This is a genomic window from Ensifer sp. B1-9, assembly GCF_050474445.1.
Lineage (GTDB): Bacteria > Pseudomonadota > Alphaproteobacteria > Rhizobiales > Rhizobiaceae > Ensifer.
In genome coordinates, this window is sequence record NZ_JBCHVG010000028.1 from 38599 (window position 1) to 56424 (window position 17826).

Annotated in this window: 26 protein-coding genes and 2 tRNA genes; 8 read left to right on the forward strand and 20 right to left on the reverse strand. The window is 59.9% G+C overall.

From position 1 onward, the window contains the following. Positions 1–23: 23 nt before the first annotated feature. Positions 24–98: transfer RNA gene (locus ACQ5BM_RS33020), tRNA-Asn, on the reverse strand. Between the two features lie 159 nt (positions 99–257). Here ACQ5BM_RS33020 and ACQ5BM_RS33025 point away from each other — a divergent pair. The 3 genes from ACQ5BM_RS33025 to ACQ5BM_RS33035 all read left to right on the forward strand — a co-directional run bounded on the left by ACQ5BM_RS33025 (position 258) and on the right by ACQ5BM_RS33035 (position 1697). Continuing rightward, positions 258–551 carry a hypothetical protein gene (locus ACQ5BM_RS33025; RefSeq protein ID WP_429820254.1) on the forward strand — a complete coding sequence of 98 codons (294 nt, stop codon included), beginning with the start codon at positions 258–260 and terminating at the stop codon, positions 549–551. A gap of 262 nt (positions 552–813) precedes the next feature. Next, entirely contained in the window at positions 814–1470 is a 657-nt protein-coding gene (locus tag ACQ5BM_RS33030; protein WP_429820256.1) for a thermonuclease family protein, read from the forward strand. A gap of 153 nt (positions 1471–1623) precedes the next feature. After that, positions 1624–1697, forward strand: a tRNA-Cys gene (locus ACQ5BM_RS33035). Positions 1698–1849: 152 nt separating this feature from the next. On the opposite strand, the gene ACQ5BM_RS33040 is transcribed toward ACQ5BM_RS33035, so the two are convergent. From ACQ5BM_RS33040 to ACQ5BM_RS33050, 3 genes are read right to left on the reverse strand one after another with little or no spacing between them, the layout of a single operon-like run. Next, positions 1850–2131: a hypothetical protein gene (locus tag ACQ5BM_RS33040; protein ID WP_429820258.1), complete on the reverse strand. Its 282-nt coding sequence runs from the start codon at positions 2129–2131 to the stop codon at positions 1850–1852. Positions 2132–2144: 13 nt separating this feature from the next. Continuing rightward, complete coding sequence (locus ACQ5BM_RS33045) at positions 2145–2630, reverse strand: hypothetical protein (RefSeq protein WP_429820260.1); 486 nt, start codon at positions 2628–2630, stop codon at positions 2145–2147. Then, positions 2627–3070, reverse strand: a complete 444-nt coding sequence (locus tag ACQ5BM_RS33050; RefSeq protein ID WP_429820263.1) for a hypothetical protein — start codon at positions 3068–3070, stop codon at positions 2627–2629. Before ACQ5BM_RS33050 ends, ACQ5BM_RS33045 begins: the two co-directional genes overlap by 4 nt. A gap of 111 nt (positions 3071–3181) precedes the next feature. Between ACQ5BM_RS33050 and ACQ5BM_RS33055 the strand changes: the two genes are divergently transcribed. The 3 genes from ACQ5BM_RS33055 (at position 3182) to ACQ5BM_RS33065 (ending at position 4343) form a co-directional block, all read left to right on the forward strand. Next, the gene (locus ACQ5BM_RS33055; RefSeq protein WP_429820340.1) at positions 3182–3394 is read left to right on the forward strand and encodes a helix-turn-helix domain-containing protein; all 213 of its coding nucleotides are present in this window, start codon (positions 3182–3184) and stop codon (positions 3392–3394) included. 148 nt (positions 3395–3542) lie between these two features. Next, positions 3543–3740 (forward strand): hypothetical protein, encoded by a 198-nt coding sequence (locus ACQ5BM_RS33060; protein ID WP_429820265.1) that lies wholly within the window; start codon positions 3543–3545, stop codon positions 3738–3740. Between the two features lie 282 nt (positions 3741–4022). After that, positions 4023–4343, forward strand: coding sequence for a hypothetical protein (locus ACQ5BM_RS33065; RefSeq protein ID WP_429820267.1), 321 nt, complete (start codon positions 4023–4025; stop codon positions 4341–4343). A gap of 15 nt (positions 4344–4358) precedes the next feature. Here ACQ5BM_RS33065 and ACQ5BM_RS33070 read toward each other — a convergent pair whose 3' ends face one another. The 14 genes from ACQ5BM_RS33070 to ACQ5BM_RS33135 form a co-directional block, all read right to left on the reverse strand. Next, positions 4359–4850 carry a hypothetical protein gene (locus tag ACQ5BM_RS33070; protein WP_429820269.1) on the reverse strand — a complete coding sequence of 164 codons (492 nt, stop codon included), beginning with the start codon at positions 4848–4850 and terminating at the stop codon, positions 4359–4361. Between the two features lie 3 nt (positions 4851–4853). Beyond that, on the reverse strand, positions 4854–5867 hold the full coding sequence (locus ACQ5BM_RS33075; RefSeq protein ID WP_429820271.1) for a LamG domain-containing protein: 1014 nt from the start codon (positions 5865–5867) through the stop codon (positions 4854–4856). Positions 5868–5873: 6 nt separating this feature from the next. After that, entirely contained in the window at positions 5874–8648 is a 2775-nt protein-coding gene (locus ACQ5BM_RS33080) for a phage tail length tape measure family protein (RefSeq protein ID WP_429820273.1), read from the reverse strand. Continuing rightward, the gene (locus ACQ5BM_RS33085; protein WP_429820275.1) at positions 8645–8818 is read right to left on the reverse strand and encodes a hypothetical protein; all 174 of its coding nucleotides are present in this window, start codon (positions 8816–8818) and stop codon (positions 8645–8647) included. The genes ACQ5BM_RS33080 and ACQ5BM_RS33085 overlap by 4 nt, the downstream gene beginning before the upstream one ends. Before the next feature lie 231 nt (positions 8819–9049). Next, positions 9050–9403 carry a hypothetical protein gene (locus ACQ5BM_RS33090; protein ID WP_429820278.1) on the reverse strand — a complete coding sequence of 118 codons (354 nt, stop codon included), beginning with the start codon at positions 9401–9403 and terminating at the stop codon, positions 9050–9052. A gap of 37 nt (positions 9404–9440) precedes the next feature. Then, on the reverse strand, positions 9441–9713 hold the full coding sequence (locus ACQ5BM_RS33095; RefSeq protein WP_429820280.1) for a hypothetical protein: 273 nt from the start codon (positions 9711–9713) through the stop codon (positions 9441–9443). Between the two features lie 17 nt (positions 9714–9730). Then, complete coding sequence (locus ACQ5BM_RS33100) at positions 9731–11104, reverse strand: hypothetical protein (RefSeq protein ID WP_429820283.1); 1374 nt, start codon at positions 11102–11104, stop codon at positions 9731–9733. Then, positions 11101–11421, reverse strand: coding sequence for a hypothetical protein (locus ACQ5BM_RS33105; RefSeq protein ID WP_429820286.1), 321 nt, complete (start codon positions 11419–11421; stop codon positions 11101–11103). Before ACQ5BM_RS33105 ends, ACQ5BM_RS33100 begins: the two co-directional genes overlap by 4 nt. Before the next feature lie 159 nt (positions 11422–11580). After that, positions 11581–12240 carry a recombinase family protein gene (locus ACQ5BM_RS33110; protein WP_429820288.1) on the reverse strand — a complete coding sequence of 220 codons (660 nt, stop codon included), beginning with the start codon at positions 12238–12240 and terminating at the stop codon, positions 11581–11583. A 127-nt stretch (positions 12241–12367) separates the two neighbouring features. After that, the gene (locus ACQ5BM_RS33115; protein ID WP_429820290.1) at positions 12368–12646 is read right to left on the reverse strand and encodes a Panacea domain-containing protein; all 279 of its coding nucleotides are present in this window, start codon (positions 12644–12646) and stop codon (positions 12368–12370) included. 163 nt (positions 12647–12809) lie between these two features. Next, positions 12810–13004: a hypothetical protein gene (locus ACQ5BM_RS33120; protein WP_429820292.1), complete on the reverse strand. Its 195-nt coding sequence runs from the start codon at positions 13002–13004 to the stop codon at positions 12810–12812. Further along, positions 13001–13159 (reverse strand): hypothetical protein, encoded by a 159-nt coding sequence (locus tag ACQ5BM_RS33125; protein WP_429820294.1) that lies wholly within the window; start codon positions 13157–13159, stop codon positions 13001–13003. The genes ACQ5BM_RS33120 and ACQ5BM_RS33125 overlap by 4 nt, the downstream gene beginning before the upstream one ends. Continuing rightward, positions 13156–13809, reverse strand: coding sequence for a YdaU family protein (locus tag ACQ5BM_RS33130; protein WP_429820297.1), 654 nt, complete (start codon positions 13807–13809; stop codon positions 13156–13158). Before ACQ5BM_RS33130 ends, ACQ5BM_RS33125 begins: the two co-directional genes overlap by 4 nt. After that, entirely contained in the window at positions 13806–13991 is a 186-nt protein-coding gene (locus ACQ5BM_RS33135; protein WP_429820299.1) for a hypothetical protein, read from the reverse strand. Before ACQ5BM_RS33135 ends, ACQ5BM_RS33130 begins: the two co-directional genes overlap by 4 nt. 503 nt (positions 13992–14494) lie before the next feature. On the opposite strand from ACQ5BM_RS33135, the gene ACQ5BM_RS33140 reads away from it, so the two are divergent. Together ACQ5BM_RS33140 and ACQ5BM_RS33145 are read left to right on the forward strand one after the other, a co-directional pair. After that, positions 14495–15688, forward strand: a complete 1194-nt coding sequence (locus ACQ5BM_RS33140) for a tyrosine-type recombinase/integrase (protein ID WP_429820301.1) — start codon at positions 14495–14497, stop codon at positions 15686–15688. A gap of 323 nt (positions 15689–16011) precedes the next feature. After that, entirely contained in the window at positions 16012–16344 is a 333-nt protein-coding gene (locus tag ACQ5BM_RS33145; RefSeq protein WP_429820303.1) for a hypothetical protein, read from the forward strand. Between the two features lie 93 nt (positions 16345–16437). On the opposite strand, the gene lexA is transcribed toward ACQ5BM_RS33145, so the two are convergent. Beyond that, positions 16438–17163 carry a transcriptional repressor LexA gene (gene lexA, locus ACQ5BM_RS33150; RefSeq protein ID WP_429820305.1) on the reverse strand — a complete coding sequence of 242 codons (726 nt, stop codon included), beginning with the start codon at positions 17161–17163 and terminating at the stop codon, positions 16438–16440. Positions 17164–17508: 345 nt separating this feature from the next. Next, positions 17509–17805, reverse strand: a complete 297-nt coding sequence (locus ACQ5BM_RS33155; protein ID WP_429820307.1) for a hypothetical protein — start codon at positions 17803–17805, stop codon at positions 17509–17511. Between the last annotated feature and the right edge of the window lie 21 nt (positions 17806–17826).

Here is a 17826-nt window from a genome sequence, read left to right on the forward strand (position 1 = left end):
CTGCAAATGGCTCTTTTTGAAACTGGCTCCCCGGGCCGGATTCGAACCGGCGACCTATCGATTAACAGTCGAGTGCTCTACCGCTGAGCTACCAGGGATCATCCGCGCCGCTGTTTCGCTGTGCGCTTCAGAAGTGAGGCTGCTAATACGCATGCTTTTCTGATTTGCCAAGCGGTTTTTTCAAAAAAAATGACAAGTTCGGTTGCGAGGCTGTGGAGAAGCCCCCAATTGTGGGAAAAGACGCCGGATAGCGAATGATGAATAAAAACAGGAAGCAGACGCACTTCGGGATTGATCCGCAGACGCGCCAGATCGTGCTCGGCAAATGGCGCATCACGCTACCGCAATCGCCGCTGCTGCGTATCCTGCTGGGCTCGCTGCTGGTGTTCTGCGGCTTTCTCGGCTTTCTGCCGGTGCTCGGCTTCTGGATGATACCGCTGGGCCTCATCGTCCTTTCGCACGATATCCCGTCCGTTCGTCGCCGCCGCCGTCGCTTGGCTGTCTGGTGGGCACGCTGGCGCGGACGCGCGAATTCCTCCAACGGCTCGTGAACCAAGAGCTGCCGCCCACATTTTCGATAGATCGCGAAACATTTGATCGATCCGGATCGCAACCAGCCTGAGCGCTTCCCGCTTCTCCACCATTTGATTCCCACCGAACCAGCGAGCCCTTGTTGAGGGAGGGCGCCGAAAACTTTTCGGCAACCCATCAAACGCATAATGCGGTCGCGAATCAGGATGGGGACGCATGGCCAAAGCCACTACGAAACGTCGAAGCCGGAATTCCGGTCGGAGCAGGGGTAAACAAGGCGGAATGGCACCGTGGTATCTGGCTGCGGCGCTGACCATTGGCGGCGTGGTCGCCTATGATCACCGCGCCGAATTGAAACACTGGCCGGTGGCATCGGACGTGCTGGCCTTCACATCGCGCCACGAATCGAAGCCGAAGCCCGTTCGCGTCGCTCAGAAAACGGATGAGCGTCCCACCCAGCAAGTCGAGAGGCAGAAACCGAATCCGGTGACGAGAGTTGCGCTTGCCACGCCGGTGCCGTCCGTTGACGTCGGTGCAAAGGCGCCGACACCTGCGGTGCGGCCGAACGAGGAAGTGAAGACGGCATCCATCCGCACGGATCAGTTTTATTTCTGCGGGATTCGCAACGACAACTGCGTGATCGACGGCGCCACCTTCCTGTACCGTGGCGAAACGATCCGCGTGGCAGACGTCGACGCACCGCGCATCCGCCAGGCAAGCTGCGACAAGGAGCGTTCGCGCGGCTTTTACGCCAAGCAGCGCCTGCGCGAACTGCTGAATGCGGGTGACTTCAAGCTGGAAGCGGCGAGCGGCCGTCCGGATGCCAAGTCCGGTGAAAAGCTGCGGCTGATCACCCGCGGCGACCAGTCCATCGGGCGGGTGCTCGTCAACGAAGGGCTGGTGCGGCCGTGGACGGGGCACGCGACGCCCTGGTGCTGAAGCCAATCCGGGATGCGATCGGCGGAGCTTCGCGATCGCTCTGTGGAAAGTATCTATCTTGCAAATCGACGGCGCGTTTTTCGGAAAATGCCTCTTGCGGTTTTTCTGCAATCATTCTAAATCCGCGCCAACGCTCGGTTATCCGAGCTGTGAGGCCTCGTGGCGGAGTGGTGACGCAGAGGACTGCAAATCCTTGTACCCCGGTTCAATTCCGGGCGAGGCCTCCAAACATATTCACCAACGAAATCAATACGTTGCAGCGGCGCCGAGGCGGGGAAATCCCCGCTTCCATGTCGCGTCATGTTGCAAGCCAGTGCGATTGATTTCAAACGGTTTTCTCTGGCACTCGGCTACTCCACGCGACATGAAATGCAACATGTCACGGCGAATCCGGCGCCAGAAACCCGCAGACCAACTGCGCGTGCGTAAAATCTGGATCTCCGTCCTCGCCACCGACGAAGATGTCGCAGCTCATCATGTATTCGGCCTTGAGATGGACCCCCTCGATCGTGGCCGGCCGATAGGCACACAGCGCCTCACCGGCTCGTCTCATCTCGACGGCGACGTCATCGGGTACATCACCGCCTGGGAGGCTGTCATAGCGCCCCATAGCGGCCCTGTGAGCGTCTATGAGGGCTTGGAGGGTCGATAGGTCGTCCATCGCCTATTTCCCCCTATTCCCGGTGCAGGGCGGCGTATTCGTCGTCCTTGCTGATGATCCTGATCGCCGCCGGCTTCAGGCGCCGTGCGTATTCGAGGCGCCCCTTCCACCAGCTCTCGGCTCGGTAGTAGGAGCCGGGAACCGTCTTGTAGTCGACGCGCTCGAGCCGGAGCGTGGCGCACCACCGATTGCCGTTCGGATGTTTGCCCTCGACCTTGTAGAAGCCGGGACCGCTCCATTCCACCGAGGTTGGCTTGATCGGGGCCTTGAGCCCGAGGAACACATAGCTGCCGCCCTGGTCCCGCAGGATCTCCGCCTCGGGGCGGTCGGGATTCATCTCCCGCAGGATGTCGACCACCGCGGAGATGGCGGCGTTCAGGCGTTCCTCGGGCGACATCGCGAGCGTGGCAGCTTCCGGCAGGGGAATGGCGGCACCGATGACACCGCCGGCCGTGGCTGCCAAGCCACCAAGCATGATGCGTCTGCTGATCGCGGTCATGGGCGGGACTCCTTCATCTCGGACGCGGCCAACTGACCTGCCAAGGTGACAATGTCAGCGGCGTCAGCGCCGGCCATCACCTCGTGCCGGATGATCATTCCGTGAGCCAGGAAGCGATCCCATTCGGTCTGAGGCTTGATGGTCTTCACCTTGGCCACGAGCGAATCCATTTCGTGACCGAGGTAGTCGCAAATTGCCTCGGTGACTTTCCCGACCGCAGTGTAATCGCGCGCGTCTTGATCAAAGCTCTTGGGTTGGCAGCTCATGGCGCCCGCCACGTCAAACAGAGTCCGAAGCGACGAAAAGATCGCGGCAATGTCTTCGATCGTTGAGATCTGTTCTACGAGCGTCGGGATCGATGCGGCTCTCCGCTTAGCCAGGTCGGCTCTGGTCGGTTTTGGCAAGCCTTCGGCGGCTGCCTGGATCGGTCGATCAAGCATCGGAAATACTCCAAATGGTGATATTTACACCATTAACCATAGTATCATCACCAATTTGCTGTCAACTGAAAATGGTGATAAAAACACCACATGAAGCCAAATCAATGTCGTATGGGGCGTGCAGCCCTCAATTGGAGCACCCAGGAACTCGCACAAAAGGCGGGTGTGGGAGCAAACACGGTCAACCGTTTCGAGGCGGGGCAAGACGCTCGCGTGAGCAGCGTCGACAAGATGAGGGCAGCCATGGAGGAGGCCGGTGTTATTTTCATCGCTGATGGTGAGACGTCCGCTGCCGGCGGTCCAGGCGTCAGGCTCGGGAAGTGATTGATTAAATTTCAACCATGCCTATATTGGGTGCATGCGGTCCCTCTCGCCTGCTGACCACGGATGTACTGGCAGCGGCGGGAGGCGATCACGGAAGGGTCGGGTTTATCCGGCTTTTTTGTTGCCCGCGGCTCACCATCTACCCGTGATGAAAGATCTCGAAGCCGCTCGTAGGCGTTACAACGAACTCCAGCCGGATCGCCCGATCAAGCGGGTCGGCGACGCGTTGGAGGCGTCGTATTACCTGACCGCCATGAGGGTCGTCTGGGAGCACGGCGGCAAGCCGCTTTCCGACCAGGAGATCGCGTCCGTCGAGATGATGACACCGCCCGGATGCTTCTCGTGAAAAGAACCGCTGTTCGCCTCAGCGCCTCCGTTTCCCCTGTAAGCACACAATCCCCCACCATAGGAAGATGACGCCCAGTGACAACGATGTAGGATGGAATTGGCTCGTAGAAAAAGACGAGTAAGACATAAGAAAGGCGAAACCGGCGGCGACATATCGCATGAGAAAACTCCCCCGCAGGGACGATAGCACACGCCACAGTTTAGTCGAGGCTAAATAAGGCTTGACTGTAACTTGCGCTATGAGAGCATCCCCTCATGGTTGTAGAGCGTGGGGGAAGTCATGAACGTCCATACTGCTGAGGAGAAGAAGACGACGAAGTACTTCGAGGTGATGAGCATCCAGCGCCTAACTCCGGTGGGAAAGCTAGGGGCGTGGCTCTTCATCCTTAGCCCGATCTTCGACGGGTTCTTCTATTGGTGGCTCATCAACGAGTTGGCCGAGGCCTCTGACTATAGCCGAAACCTTTGGGGCCCCAGCCTGTGCATGATCGTGTCCACCATGACGTTCCTGGGTGGCCTCGTAATGGTCATCGTCGGACGAGAGCAACGGAGTGTGTTCCAAGAATTCGACCACGATCCGGGCAACTGGTGGCGATATTGACACCGGGGGAAGGCTTCAAGCGGCCTCGAGCACGGCCTTCAGCCGCTCTTCCTGTGATTCACGAAGCCGGTTCATCCAGCGGCTGCCCATGGCCTCCTCCGGCTTCCTGAGGGGGTTCATGCCCGAAAGAAGCAGATAGAGCATTCCGGCTAAGGCTTGGCGCTGTGTGACGAAGCCGTAGAGCTGCATGCAATGCCACATCAGGAAGCCCACGGGGATCTTTTCCCACGCCTGGAACCATTCCTCGGTACGGTTCTCCACCCACTCCGCATTCGCACGGATCAGGTCTGAGACTGCCCAGGCCGAATATTCATTGATGAGGCCCTTGTTGCCGGCCGTCTCTGCCAAGGTGGCTACGACAAGGCGGACATGCCCTTCGCCATACCGCATTAAGATCCGCTCGAGCGTCCCTACAGCCCGAGTTTGCCCAGGCATTGGCTGCACGTTCGCCGCGACGATCTCGATATCGAACTCGGCACAGATGGAGCGGGCGAGCGCTTCGGACAATGATCAGCTCCTCGGGAACGCTGCAGTCGGCACGGTGAAGCCGGAATCCGACGCATACCGGGCAACGCCCTTGGTGATGCGCAGTTCATCAATCCAGCCGTTCATTTCGGAGGCGGTAATGTTGGCTGGTATGTAGCTGCCGATATAAAGGCTCGTTGTCTCGTAGTTTATGGCCGGTGCAGACGTGAGGCTTCCGCGCATGACCCCGTCGACATATACCCGGAGTTTGTTCGAGCCATCTACCTCAACGCAGAAGTGATACCATTGCCCCGTCGCTGGGGTGACCCCGCTCGTCGTGACGGTATTGTTGTAGCTTGTCCCGCTGTTGGAACTGTAGAAGAACTGGAAGGCCGCTAGGTCTGACGTGACCCCCGCACCCCAGCCCAAGTTGCCGGACGCGCCCCCGTTGCCGATCATCATCCGCTGCGACGAGGAAAGCGCGTTGAAGCGGACAAAGAACTCGATGGTGACGGGGCTCGATCCGAAACTCCAGTCCGCGCTGGATGCGACTTCAAGATAGTCGCCGTTCCCATCAAGCAACAGGCTCGCCCCGCCGAACTTCGATTGTGCTGTATCAATCTGCGCATTGGCGAAGAAGGTGAGCGTTTTGGCGGAATTGCTATCATCGGTCGCTGTCGTTGCACCATCGACGCCGTTGAAGCCGCAGAGCAAGACGACGCTGGAGAAGTTCGGGTCAGACCCGGAAGATGTCAGCGTCGCAGCATTGCCGGTGAGCGAGAAGACCCCGGCGGCTGCGCTCATCCTAAGTGATCGCTTGAACGATACGTCATTGCCGGTAAAGGCGAAGGTGCCCGTTGCTGCCACGAGTGGCGCATTGCCTGTGTTCAGATTCGCATCTTTGCCGGTGATCCCGAACGCGCCGGGCGCGGCCGACATGCGTAGGGAGCGCTTGAAGGCGACAGGATTGCCAGTGAGCGCGAAGGCGCCAAGCTCGGCGGTGAGCGTATTTCCGGCCGCTGGGGGAGCGAACATGAATGGGTTGATGATCATGCTCATGGGCGATCACCTCCGGACAGCCTGTTTGACGGCACGGACAAAGTCATCGACCATCGCCTGGCGCGACCGAGGATCACCCGGGTTGCCGCCGGGGAAGTTGACGGTCAGGTTGATCGGGCGTGCGTCCTGCCTGGATTGCGGGTTCCCGCCGCGGCTATCCGAGACCTTCTTGTCGTCGACGATAATCACGCGCTCGGTGTTCTTCTTGAAGAATTCGACGCGCTGATCCTCGCCCGGCATGATCTGGCCGCCTGTTGCGAAGCCTGCCTGTTTCTTCAGCCGATCGAGCAATGACGGGCCTCCCGAACCACTGATGGCGCCGAGCGCCCGGCTGAGTGCTTCAGTCGGGCCGCCGCTCAAGTTGCGCAGGGCTTCGACGTTGCCGTTCATCAGTGCATCCGCGACGGGGTCATATCGACCACCACCGCGGCCGGCGTTGTTCCGGGCTGCGTTGAAGTAATAGGGCGAATACGGGTCGAGGTGGCTCTGTCCGCTGTCCGAGGACCCCGACGAGCCGCTGTAGGAGCTGCCGCCCGAGTAGGACGAGCCGCCCCCGCTATAAGACGACGCACGGCCAGCCGACGACTCCAACTTCTTCAGGCAAGAGATCATCTCGCTGAAGTCGCTCTCGAAGGTCTCGAAATAGTTCGTGTGGATGCGCAGTTCCTGCACGGCGTTATAGAGGTGGTCTTCGATCAGCGAGAGTGTGTCTCGGCCGCCGGAGAGGATGGAGGCGGTGGAGTTGGCGTTGGTGACCTGGCCGGCGCCCTGCATGGTGAGCAGTTCCGGGCCCTTTTCACCGACGAGATAGGTGCCGCCGGCAGAGACAGTACCACCCGCAGCACGGCGCCCCTGAAGGCTGTACATCGTGTCGATATCGTCCTGCGTGATCATGCCGCTGCTGCGGACAGCGGGACCATTGCCCGAAGATACACCGACCGTTTTGCCGCCGATCTGATACTGCTGATAGCTGAAATCAGCCTGGCCGCCGTAGACATTGACGCCCGTCGTGCCGCCGCCCGACGAAGGGACGGTGTACTGCTGGATACCGATTGAGACGACCCGGTTCGGGATGTTCATGATCGAGCGGGACACCTGGTCGATCGCCGTTTTCAGGTCCATCGTCCGCATATAGCCGACGATCATAGCGCTGATGAGCTGGTCGACGGCCTTGGAATCCGCCCCCAATCGCAAGAGGCTCTGCCGGGCTTGCTCGATGGCCTTGTGCGTCACGCTGACGGTGCTGGCGCCGCTCTGGAGCGCCGTGACGGCCTTCTGGACTTCCGATACGGCGCTGGCAATCGCCGACTGGGCACCAGCCGGAGCCTTGCCCCCAAACAGTTCGGAAGCGTTGATCTTCGAAGCGTTCGCCAGCGTTGCCTGGACGTCGGCGAGCTCCTTCTTCATGGTGGTGACTTGGCTGGACGCCTGCTGCGTTGCCTGCAATGCCTGCAAGCGAGCCTTGGCAAGCTGCTGCGTGACGTTGACGACGCTCGTGCTGGCGGTCTGCGCGACGGCAGAAACCCCGCCCAGTGAGGCTTGTGCAGCCGTACCGATGCCATTGATCGCCACGCCGAGGCCATTGGCGCTTTGCGTCGTCGTCGTGAACGTGGTCCCGAGAGCTGAAAGCTTGTCCAGCCCAGCAGATATCGCAGCGCCGCCGAAGGTCTGCGCCAACGTGTCCTTGAGCTTTTGAGCCTGGTTTTCACTGATCGCCAATTCCGCGGACGCCTTGGCGATCTCTAGCGTCAGAGGATTGTTCGCTATGACACTGTTCAGCTTTTCGAGGCCGGTGATGGAGTCGGGAAGCTGCTGTGTGAATCGGCCGGTGCGAGGATCGGAGAAGCCCTGAGCCTCGAGATCGTTGCGAGTGAAGACCTGATCGCCGATCTCCTTGCGAAGCTGGGCCTGTTTCGAGGCAATGTCAGCCTTCTGAACGGCGATCTTCGCATCCTGCAAGCGGGATTCGATCTCAAGAAGCGAACGCTTCGCCTCGTACTCCCGACGAAGGTCGGAAACGATCGATGAGGACGTCCGGGTCTGTATGCCGGCACTCTCGCCGATCGCAGCGCTGTAGTTGCTCTGCAGGGTAATCAGTTCACCGAGCGCACCCTTGATGCCCATAGCTTCGACCAGGCCCTCGCGGAGAACCACGAAATCGGCAATGGACCCCTTCAGGGCACCCGCCGACTGCGCCTGAGCGGCCATGCTGCGCGTGAGATCGTCGACCTGCAGGCGAGCTTCCGCGGAATAGGACGTCACAAGCTTATAGGCGCCGTAGACACCTGCTGCGGCGGCTGCGACGGGCCACAGACGCGCGACGAGCCCCGTTGCCAGTGTGGCGGTCTCCTTGAACGCGCGGCCGATACCGCCTTCGCCTGCGCCGTAGATCTGGGCGATCTGCGGGCCCTGCTGAAGCAGGATCTGCATCGCGGGCATGCCGAGGGCGATCGACTGGAAGACGTCGTTGAGCTGGAACGCGAGATTGCGCTGTTGAAAGCTCGCGATGCTTGCCGCCCTGGCCATATTGGCGGTCATGGCGGCATAGGCGCGGCCGACATCCTCTGTCGATGCCTTAAAGCTTTTCATGTCGCGGCTTGCGTCTTGGGCATTATCGCTGACGACGCGCATTGCCCTGCCGCTTTTCTCCGACATGCTCGCGATGCTCTTCTCAGCCGTGACGGCTGCCGCAGCTACATCTTCGATCGTCCGCTTGACCACGCGACCGCCGGTCTGCGCGCCAGAGGGGTCAATGACGATGTTGAGTGTCTTGTTGGTCATGGGAGCCTCACGAGCATGGATTCAAGCTCGGCGAAGGTCACCGCGACCATGCCGATAGGCGCCTGCTTCGAATGTCCGGCTTCAAGCGCCGTCGCGTATGGAAGATTGTTGGTGATGAAGATGGCCTGAAACGGGTCGGCCGCTGCGATGATCGCGGCGCCCTTGGCCATGACGCTTCCCCCGGATTTGTCGGTTTCCGCCGAGACCGAGTAATCAATCCGATTTTGACTGCCACGTTCCAATTGCCACGGAAGCGGCCGGTGTCGACGGGGGATTTCATCACCACGCCGTTGAGCGCGTGCATTGCCAGCTTCTGCACGACCGGCTTGACCATCTCCTCGGGGATGGAGTCGGCAAACTTCCTGAGATCCAGCGCAAAGTTGAACGCGTCGGCCATGGTCTCATCCCTTCTCGTGAATGACGTTCACGGCTCGACGGAACTGCTTGTAGAGGTCGTCCAAGTTGCTCAGTGAAAGTTCGATTGAGAACCGGAGAAGGTTGCGATCGTCTTCCGTCACACAGCGCCGGCTGAATGCTTCGGCAATCCGCTTGATCTCCGCCCTGCGCTGCCTGTGCAGCGTGACCACGTTTGCCCGGGCGGTCTTGCGGTCGACGTCTGAGCGAAGGAGCTCGTCAGTCGCAGCGCTACCGAAAGCATCCAGGCTCTCGATGAACGCGGCGTTTGCCTGCTCTGCGAGCGCGCTGTGACCTTCGGGCAAGGCAGCGCCCCCCGCCGCTGGGAAGCCACGATCCATGGCTCGAAAATCGTGGAACGGCGGGGAGCGCATCTCGTCAGGCCACCTTGGCCGAAACGTTGGTCTCGCTGCGCGAAATCCGCAGAACTTCGCGAGCGAAAGAGCGTGCAATTTCAAAAGCTTCGCGCTCGCCGGCGCCGCTTCGGCCCGCTCGCTCGATGTTCGCGACCTTCTCAAGGTAACGATCGAAGTGGACGTCGATCCGGTTCGCGACGACGGCCGGCGTCAAGGTGACGTTTGCGATGTCCTCCAGGGATGACCGCAGGAGGCCCCTGGCGAGGTCGGTCAGTTCGATGGTGTTCGTGTCCATGGGCTTGTCCTTTCCGGTTAGGCGGCCTTGCCGCTAAGTCTGGCAATCTCGTCACGAAAGGCGCGGTCATCGGCGCGTTTCTGTTCGAGTTTGATTGCATGCACGAGCTGATCCTGTTCATCGACGTTAAGGGCTTTCACGGTCGACATGACGGAATCGAAGTCGATCTTGGGCTGAGGCTTGGACGCGCGAATCTCCGCGAGGCGATCGATCTCGTCCTCGACGTCGCGGAACTCCGCGTTGAAATCGTGCGGGACCATGCCAAGGGCTTCGCGGACGTCATCGCGGGCGCCGTCGACGGCTCGCTCCACAGTGGACACCGCCTCATCAAGCTCGTTCAGGGCGGCGATCTCGTCGCCATAGCGTGCTTCGATCAGTTCGCGGGTGAGATCATCGCGGGTCGACGGCAAGAGCCCGGAAACCTCCGCAGGGACGCTAAGCGCTGCCTCCTTGATCAAGGGATCAGAGGCATTGCGTACAGCCTTCGTGCGTTCTTCCGGCTTCAGTGTGCGCAGCCAGGCCCGCACCTCCTGACGACGCATTTCACTGACGATGTCCTTCGGATCGTGGTCTTCGATGTCAGCACGGAACTCGGCGCCATATTCAGCCATTGCCGACGCATGATCACGCTCGAGCGCACGGTCGACGACCGATTGCGAAATGGTCGGGTTCATTTCGCGCGTGGTGGCCTTCCAGACGAGCGGCGCATCATCTTTTCCCCAATACCGCTTGAACGCGTCCCAGAGCGCCCCACGGCGCGCGTGAGGCGACGAGGCGCACAGCAGCATGGAGGTGGGGATCGAGGCCATACCAGGCCGAATAGCGTCCAGGATGGCATAGTCGGGCTCTGCGGCGTCATCCGTCCGCCAGAAGGCAAGCTCGTCACATAAAACGGCGGCGTAGGTGTAGCCTCTCGTCGATCGGAAAGAGGCCGTACCGACTTCGATGGTGGTGAAGTTGTCCAGGTCGAAGGAATCGGCCGTGTCACGCTCGACCATGTCTTTGAGCACGTCGATGTTATCGAGCATCGCCCGGACATATCGAAGGATCACACGCGCCTGCCGCCGATCGGTGGCGATCACAAGGACCGTCGCACGCTCACCAGGGGCGAGGTATTCCCGATAGTCGAAAAAGCAGGCCAGGTAGACCGCAATGAGCGCCATGTGGAAGGACTTGCCCCCACGGCGGCCGATCACCATCCACGCCTCTCTCTGGGCCTCCGTGGGAGGCTCTGAGCGGCCGGTATGCTTCCGGTATAGGTCTAGCTGCTCTTCGGTCATTGGCAGCCCGAACATCGCTGCAAGGAAGGCATGCCAAGCCAGATAGGTCTCCGGCTTGCGGAACCATGGTGCAAAGATCTCTGGGTTCTGGCATGCCTGGAGGATGTTCAAGCCGCCGCCTCCTGCATGATGTCTGCAAGAGACCTGCGCGGCTTAGTAGGCGCCTCACCCATACCGAGCGAACGAAGGCAGCGGGTCAGGCTATTCGACCAGGCTAGGTATTCCCGGCTATCACGTTCAGAGAGGGGGCCTTCACCTTCCAGGAGCTTGGCATCCATGAGGGCGCAATGCAGGCTGAGCCATGCCGCGCGCTCGATCAATGCCTTCTGTGGGGCTGTGGGCTTGCCGCCGACGTGCCTGGTAAGCTCGTCACGGACATTTTGCATCAGGCGCGCTTCACGCCTGCGTCCGTCCAGCTTCGCCAGCACAGTCGGCCTGCTGTGGGGGCCTAGTTGGCGCATAAGGTTCCATCTCCGGGACTGGGGCGTCATCTCGACGGCCACGCACCGCATGTTGTGCGATGTCCCTTATATCTACCCTATATCTGGGGGATATTCAAGAACGGACAGTGAACATTGAGGGGCACGCTACGGGCGAGATCGATCAATCACCCGAGAGACCTGCATGGGGGTCCACTTGCCACCGCGGGAGGTGGCTATACCCATCTCGTCGAGAGTGCGGGCAATGTGCCCGAGGGAGGCGCCTGCTTCCTTCATGGGAGCGATCAGCTTCATCACCTTGGCCGCCTCGGTGTTCGCCTTGGCCTGGATTGCAGTGTTCCGCTTCATTGTGGCATCTCTCAGCCCTCCGAGCTTCGCACCGCGCTCCTTGGCCACCCTGAGAGCCGCCTTGGTGCGTTCGCTGATGAAGGTGCGCTCCTGCTCTGCCAGGGCGGCATAGACGTGCAATTCGAACTTGTTGGCGTGCGGCATAGAGGCGACGCGCAGCTTGACGCGCTTGTCCTCCATGAGCGTGGCAATGAATGAGACCTTCCGGCTCAACCGATCTAGCTTTGCAATCAGTAGCTCGGCGCCTGTCTTGCGGACCAGGGCAAGGGCCTTCGTCAGCTCTGGCCGGCCGTTGTTGCTCCCACTGTCGACGTCTTGGAACCGGCCTATGATCTCGTAAGGGACGGCGCTGAACCGATCGAGGAAGATTCCGATGTCCCGCTCCTGGGCCTCGAGCCCGAGCCCGGACTTGCCTTGATCCTCAGTCGAGACGCGGGTGTAGATCACATATCGCAGCATGGCTTCCCTCCTTGCCTTGCTGGATATTCTCACCACCATATCAAATGTCAATGGTCGTAGTGATTGTTAAGTCTTTGATATTGCGAAGATGCTGGAGAAATCGGGCGGCGATTTGAGGCTTTGCGTCTCACTGAACGACTTGGATCGTTTCCCGCGCTGTGACGTCAAGCTGGCTTGTATCCCCAGGAATGTGCGCCGCCTCGACGGTGTAGCGCCCGCGATGGGAATTGTAGAGATTGACGCAGACGGGACCGTTTGCCCATGCCTCGATGCGATCATCGAACATCGGACGGTCATCCCAAACCAGCGACCACGCCTGACAATAGTAGACGAGCTTCTGCAGTTTCATCGCGGACATGGGCCCTTTTATCCGCAGAATGTATTTCGCAACGTCGTTGGCGTTCATGGTCTCACTCCGATCGCTCTCGAGTCTTTAAAGCACTCCCGATCGAAAAAGTTTCGTTGAAGGCGCTTGTTCGTACCTTGCGGGCACGATGGAGCGAAAGGCCGAATTGACTCGGGCCGGCCTCCCTGCGCGCATCATATATACGCGTTTCGCGTTAAAGCAATTATGAATGGCGTACTGTCTCGCGACCTTTGGTCGCCGCATGATCATCTGACTTCCCGCATAGGTTCTCCTCCACCCATGCCCGGTATCGATCGAGCGCGGGGGCGATATCCTCGCCGGTCGATCGCCTGTAAGCTTCCATTGTGGGCTTGTGGCTGACGGCCCAGCCCAGGGCGGCGCGGTGCTGCTGGGTCATGCGACGCTCCGCTTGAGATGCACGAGCTCGCCGCCCTTTGGCGTCGGCGGCCACACTGGTTCGGATGCGATCTTACGGATCAGCGCCGGCATGATGTCGATGACATCCGCGGACGACCGGGAAGCAGCCCACTCGAACAGATCCATCTGCTTCATGCTGCACCTTTGACGGTCGACCATTCCTCAATGTCATATGGCGTCAACTCACCAGCCATCAGCATCCGAAGGCAACGGTCGATCTCGATACTCGGCACCTTGTGGCCGATGAGGAAGCTGCGGCCGTCCGCAACGTTTCGAGGTACCGAAAAGCGACGAATGGAGCCGCTCTCTCCTTCCATATTCCCTCTTTCTTCAAGAGCCAGATCAACTGGTGCTGGCTTTGGGGCTGATGCTGAATCTGAATATGGTTCTGGTTCTGGTTCTGGTTCTGGTTGCTTAGGCATAGCTTTTTCATTCGGAAAGCTATGCTTATAGCTTTGCTTTTCGTCTTTCCTGGGTCTACCGCCCTTTCGACCTGCTTCAACGCGCCGTTTATGGGCGTCTTCGGCCTCTGATCGAAGCTCATCCATCCGTGCGCTTCCCCATTCGTCATCGAAAAGTACCTCGATCGTCGGGCGAATGTTCTCCCACTCTTCCAGGCTTACCCGCGCAATTCGAGCGAGCCGCTGATCGTCGCTTGGCAGGCGCCCAAACTGCCAATAGTGCATCTTGAGGAACATGTACGAGCCAAACTCGGCATTGGTCATGTGGGAAGCCATCGCCAACTCGTCGCCTATGTAAAGCTTCATCCAGTGTAGGTGGCTCATCCGAACGCCCTCCGCAACATCCGAAAACGATCGGACATCGCCGCCGCCTCGGTCGCCTCGAGGGCGGTCAGGTTGAAGCGCTGGCGCAATGCGGGAATGATCGGCCGCGGCGGGTTGGCCTGGTCGGCGAGCCATTGGGCGGCCTGGATAACAGTCTCGTTGTCGGGAGTTGGGCAGCTCATGCGGCATCCCCGTGCATCTCTCGGCGGAAGACGCGGAGGCTCAGAGCCCATCGGCGACCGATCTTGCGGGCGCCTGGGATGTGGCCTTGCTGGAGCATGTAGAAGACACGGCGAAGGTCTGGCTCGTCCACAGCCTCAGCGATTGCTTGGACGCCATAGACGATCTCTGGGGCGGGTTTTGTCTTGCTCGGGGAAGCTGACTCGTGGATAACAGGGTTCGGCACGATCGGTGGTTCTCCATCGTTAGCGTGTGGACGGTGGCGGGGCTGTTTCTGGTTTGGCGACTTTGACCAGTCCCGCCACTCTCTTGTAGTAAACTCAAATCACTTGAGCGTACTTATAGTGAACCGTAATTCGTGCCCGAAAAGCTAGGGGTTTGGGCTTCTGTCCCCAGGTGCGGCACGTTAATTCCTGTAAGTCTTTGATTTCGAAGACGTAATAAATATAGTGTTAGCTCACATGGCGCACGTAAATCGCGGATATCTATACTTACGAGGGCTGTAATGTCTGTCCGCAAGCGCACATGGACCACCGCCAAGGGCGAAGAGAAGACCGCCTGGATTGTCGATTACGTCGACGCTAAGGGCACTCGGCGCCAGAAGACATTCAAGCTGAAGAAGCAGGCCGACGCCTTCGCCGCTACCGCCTCTGTTGAAGTTCGTGAGGGTACGCACGTTGCGGATCGGGACACGGTGACCGTGGAGAAAGCCGGCTCGCTCTGGATCGCATCTGGCGAGAGTGCGGGCTTGGAACGCTCGACGACCAACCAGCGCAAGAACCACCTCGAGAACCATATCAAGCCGTTGATCGGCGGCACGCTCTTGTCGAAGCTGACGTTGCCGGCCGTGCGCGATTTCGAGGACCGGCTCCGCAAGGAAGGCCGCTCGCCGGCCATGACAAAGAAGGTCATTACTTCGCTCGGTTCCATCTTGGCCGATGCGAACGAACGAGGGTTGGCGACACGCAATCCTGTGCGGGACATGCGCGGCGGTAGGAAAGGGCGTGAGAGACGCGCAGAGAAGCGCCAGAAGGGCCGCCTGGAGGTCGGAGTGGACATTCCAAGCCGAGACGAGATCAAGGCGCTAATCGCCGCCCTGGACCCTCACTGGAGGCCATTGCTGCTTACGGCGATATTCACCGGCATGCGCTCGTCGGAGATCCGCGGCCTGCGCTGGCAGGACGTGGACATAAAGCGCGGCGAGATCAATGTTCGACAACGCGTCGACCAGTTCCGCGAAGTCGGCCCTCCGAAGTCCGAGGCAGGCACCAGGACCATTCCCGTGCCTCCACTCGTGATCAACGCCCTCAAGGAACTGAAGCTCAAGCAGGGAAACAAGGAAGGGCTCGTCTTCCCCAATCCCGACGGGAACTCTCGCTCACATGCCAACCTCGTGTCCAAAGGGCTGCAGCCGGCGATGATCCGGGCTGGCGTCACCGTCGATACCGGTGAGGTCGACAAGAAGGGCGAACCGATTCTCGGCGCCAAGTACACCGGCCTGCATGCTCTGAGGCACTTCTTCGCGAGTTGGCTGATCAATCGGAAAGAGGATGGCGGCCTCGGATTGCCGGCGAAGGTGGTGCAGGAACGACTCGGTCACTCGTCGATCGTGATGACCATGGACGTCTATGGCCACCTGTTTCCGCGCGGCGACGATGGCAAGGAATTGGCCGACGCTGCGAGCGCGCTACTCTCCTGAACGCGACATGGACGCGACATGCGCCGAAATACCGCTGTGATTTCAATGGCTGGATAAAGTCTGCAAATCCTTGTACCCCGGTTCAATTCCGGGCGAGGCCTCCAAAAACTCTCACCTCATTCTCGTGTGAAGAGACGTTCTGCCTCAGGGCAGAGCGATTGCATGATTGTTGCTTTGCCTCCACACGCCCGCGCAAGCCACGTTTTCTAGGTCTCGTTCGGATCTTATCGCTTCGGTGAAATCGGTAGAGGGGGAACGATGACTCCGCTGGCATCAGCCGCATCGGTAGCGTCCGTCATCATCAAACGGAGGCAATGGCATATATGAAAGCGAAACTTGTCCTGATGGGACTCACCCTCTTTGCTGCGACCGCTATCGAGGCGCGGGCAGAGGACCTGGTTTTCAAACTGAAAAACAACACGAGCGGGGTGCTGACGAACTTTTACACGTCGCCCGTAGGCGTCAACGAGTGGGAGGACGATGTTTTCGGCCGGCAGGTGCTGAACCCCGGAGAAGACATGGAGATCACCATCGCCGACGGCCGGGATGTCTGCAAGTACGACATGCGCTTCGAGTTCGAAGAAGGCTCTGGCCTCGATACGACCGAAGATACCCAGGACCTCTGCGAACTCGGCGAATACACGATCCACGAATAAGTGGCGTGACGTCAGATCGTTGCAAACAGACAGAGGGCCTCGCCGCTGCTTACAGCGGCGAGGCCTTGTCAAACATCAGATTTTGTCCGGAGGTCAGTGGTAGCGGCGGATCAGTCCGACGAGCTTGCCCTGGATCTTCACCCGATCGGGCCCGAAAATCCGTGTCTCGTAGGCGGGATTTGCGGCTTCGAGCGCAATCGATGCGCCCTTGCGCCGGAAGCGCTTCAGCGTCGCTTCCTCATCGTCGACGAGCGCCACGATAATATCGCCGGGATTGGCCGTGTTGCTATTGCGGATGATCACCGTGTCCCCGTCGAAGATGCCGGCTTCGATCATCGAGTCACCCTTGACTTCGAGGGCGTAGTGCTCACCGTTGCCGATCATGTCGAGCGGAACGGTGATGTCATGCGTGTTGTTCTGGATGGCCGAGATCGGCACACCGGCAGCGATGCGGCCCATCACCGGCACGGAAACCGAACTATTTTCGGCCATTGGCGCCGGCTTCGGCAGCGCGGCTGGAGGAGGTGCAGCCGGTTTGCCGAGGCTGCCCTCGATCACGCTCGGCGAGAAACCGCGGCGCGGCTGCTGCTGGCTGGATGCGTAGGCTTCCGGAAGCTTGATGACCTCGAGCGCACGGGCCCGGTTCGGCAGACGGCGAATGAACCCGCGTTCTTCGAGCGCCGTGATCAAGCGGTGAATGCCGGATTTCGACGCCAGGTCGAGCGCATCCTTCATTTCATCGAATGACGGCGGTACACCCGACTCCTTCATGCGTTCGTGAATGAACAGAAGCAATTCCTGTTGCTTGCGGGTCAGCATGGCACGTCGCTCCAGAGGCGTGAAACAAATCAAGAACAGACACTATCTGTTCCATATGTGTTCTGCAAGTGCCTAAAATTCCGTGAATTCAGGCAATTGGCGCGTCTGCGCCTGTCGATCGGTCACTTTTACGGGAGCAAAGCGGGTTTGGGCGATGGATACGTGCGAAATGGGGCCTGCGGCGTGGCGCATCGCGAGGCCGTGGGTTTGATTCGAACGATTCGTGAGCGTTGTCGTGGAGCAGGCCAGGGGATCCCGCGTTCAAGGAACCGCTGCAGCGGAAAGGTGCCCCGGAAACAAGGGTGCTAGAGCGACCTTGGTGCGTTCATCGGAACGCACGGCGCTTTAGGCCGGCTGCGTGGTCGAGCAGGCGTCTTCGAATTCCTTCACCGTCTCGGGGGTGTTGTCTTCGGGAAGCACGGCGTCCGCCGCATCGGTCGCGACAGGAGTGTCGCCGTCATAGACGAACGACTGGATGTAGAACGCAATCGCGCCCTTCCACACTTTGCGTCCGTCGATCTGATGGCAGGGAACGGCGGATTCGAAATCGGTCTGCAGTTCGTCAACCGTGGCGGCGCTGAGCTTGACGTCAGGCATATTGGGCGATGCGACTATCGAAGCGAGGAGCAGGGCGGCAAGCACGGTGATCGTCCACTTTGATGC

Bases quoted from the DNA above. Each gene is read 5' to 3' on its own strand.
- ACQ5BM_RS33090 (WP_429820278.1), bottom strand. From the start codon at position 9,403: ATGGATCGTGGCTTCCCAGCGGCGGGGGGCGCTGCCTTGCCCGAAGGT.
- ACQ5BM_RS33065 (WP_429820267.1), top strand. From the start codon at position 4,023: ATGAACGTCCATACTGCTGAGGAGAAGAAGACGACGAAGTACTTCGAG.
- ACQ5BM_RS33040 (WP_429820258.1), bottom strand. From the start codon at position 2,131: ATGGACGACCTATCGACCCTCCAAGCCCTCATAGACGCTCACAGGGCC.
- ACQ5BM_RS33075 (WP_429820271.1), bottom strand. From the start codon at position 5,867: ATGAGCATGATCATCAACCCATTCATGTTCGCTCCCCCAGCGGCCGGA.
- ACQ5BM_RS33060 (WP_429820265.1), top strand. From the start codon at position 3,543: ATGAAAGATCTCGAAGCCGCTCGTAGGCGTTACAACGAACTCCAGCCG.
- ACQ5BM_RS33145 (WP_429820303.1), top strand. From the start codon at position 16,012: ATGAAAGCGAAACTTGTCCTGATGGGACTCACCCTCTTTGCTGCGACC.
- ACQ5BM_RS33030 (WP_429820256.1), top strand. From the start codon at position 814: ATGGCACCGTGGTATCTGGCTGCGGCGCTGACCATTGGCGGCGTGGTC.
- ACQ5BM_RS33135 (WP_429820299.1), bottom strand. From the start codon at position 13,991: ATGAGCTGCCCAACTCCCGACAACGAGACTGTTATCCAGGCCGCCCAA.
- ACQ5BM_RS33085 (WP_429820275.1), bottom strand. From the start codon at position 8,818: ATGGCCAAGGGCGCCGCGATCATCGCAGCGGCCGACCCGTTTCAGGCC.
- ACQ5BM_RS33050 (WP_429820263.1), bottom strand. From the start codon at position 3,070: ATGCTTGATCGACCGATCCAGGCAGCCGCCGAAGGCTTGCCAAAACCG.
- ACQ5BM_RS33125 (WP_429820294.1), bottom strand. From the start codon at position 13,159: ATGAAGCAGATGGATCTGTTCGAGTGGGCTGCTTCCCGGTCGTCCGCG.
- ACQ5BM_RS33045 (WP_429820260.1), bottom strand. From the start codon at position 2,630: ATGACCGCGATCAGCAGACGCATCATGCTTGGTGGCTTGGCAGCCACG.
- lexA (WP_429820305.1), bottom strand. From the start codon at position 17,163: ATGCTGACCCGCAAGCAACAGGAATTGCTTCTGTTCATTCACGAACGC.
- ACQ5BM_RS33110 (WP_429820288.1), bottom strand. From the start codon at position 12,240: ATGCTGCGATATGTGATCTACACCCGCGTCTCGACTGAGGATCAAGGC.
- ACQ5BM_RS33025 (WP_429820254.1), top strand. From the start codon at position 258: ATGAATAAAAACAGGAAGCAGACGCACTTCGGGATTGATCCGCAGACG.
- ACQ5BM_RS33095 (WP_429820280.1), bottom strand. From the start codon at position 9,713: ATGGACACGAACACCATCGAACTGACCGACCTCGCCAGGGGCCTCCTG.
- ACQ5BM_RS33130 (WP_429820297.1), bottom strand. From the start codon at position 13,809: ATGAGCCACCTACACTGGATGAAGCTTTACATAGGCGACGAGTTGGCG.
- ACQ5BM_RS33080 (WP_429820273.1), bottom strand. From the start codon at position 8,648: ATGACCAACAAGACACTCAACATCGTCATTGACCCCTCTGGCGCGCAG.
- ACQ5BM_RS33120 (WP_429820292.1), bottom strand. From the start codon at position 13,004: ATGACCCAGCAGCACCGCGCCGCCCTGGGCTGGGCCGTCAGCCACAAG.
- ACQ5BM_RS33140 (WP_429820301.1), top strand. From the start codon at position 14,495: ATGTCTGTCCGCAAGCGCACATGGACCACCGCCAAGGGCGAAGAGAAG.
- ACQ5BM_RS33055 (WP_429820340.1), top strand. From the start codon at position 3,182: ATGGGGCGTGCAGCCCTCAATTGGAGCACCCAGGAACTCGCACAAAAG.
- ACQ5BM_RS33115 (WP_429820290.1), bottom strand. From the start codon at position 12,646: ATGAACGCCAACGACGTTGCGAAATACATTCTGCGGATAAAAGGGCCC.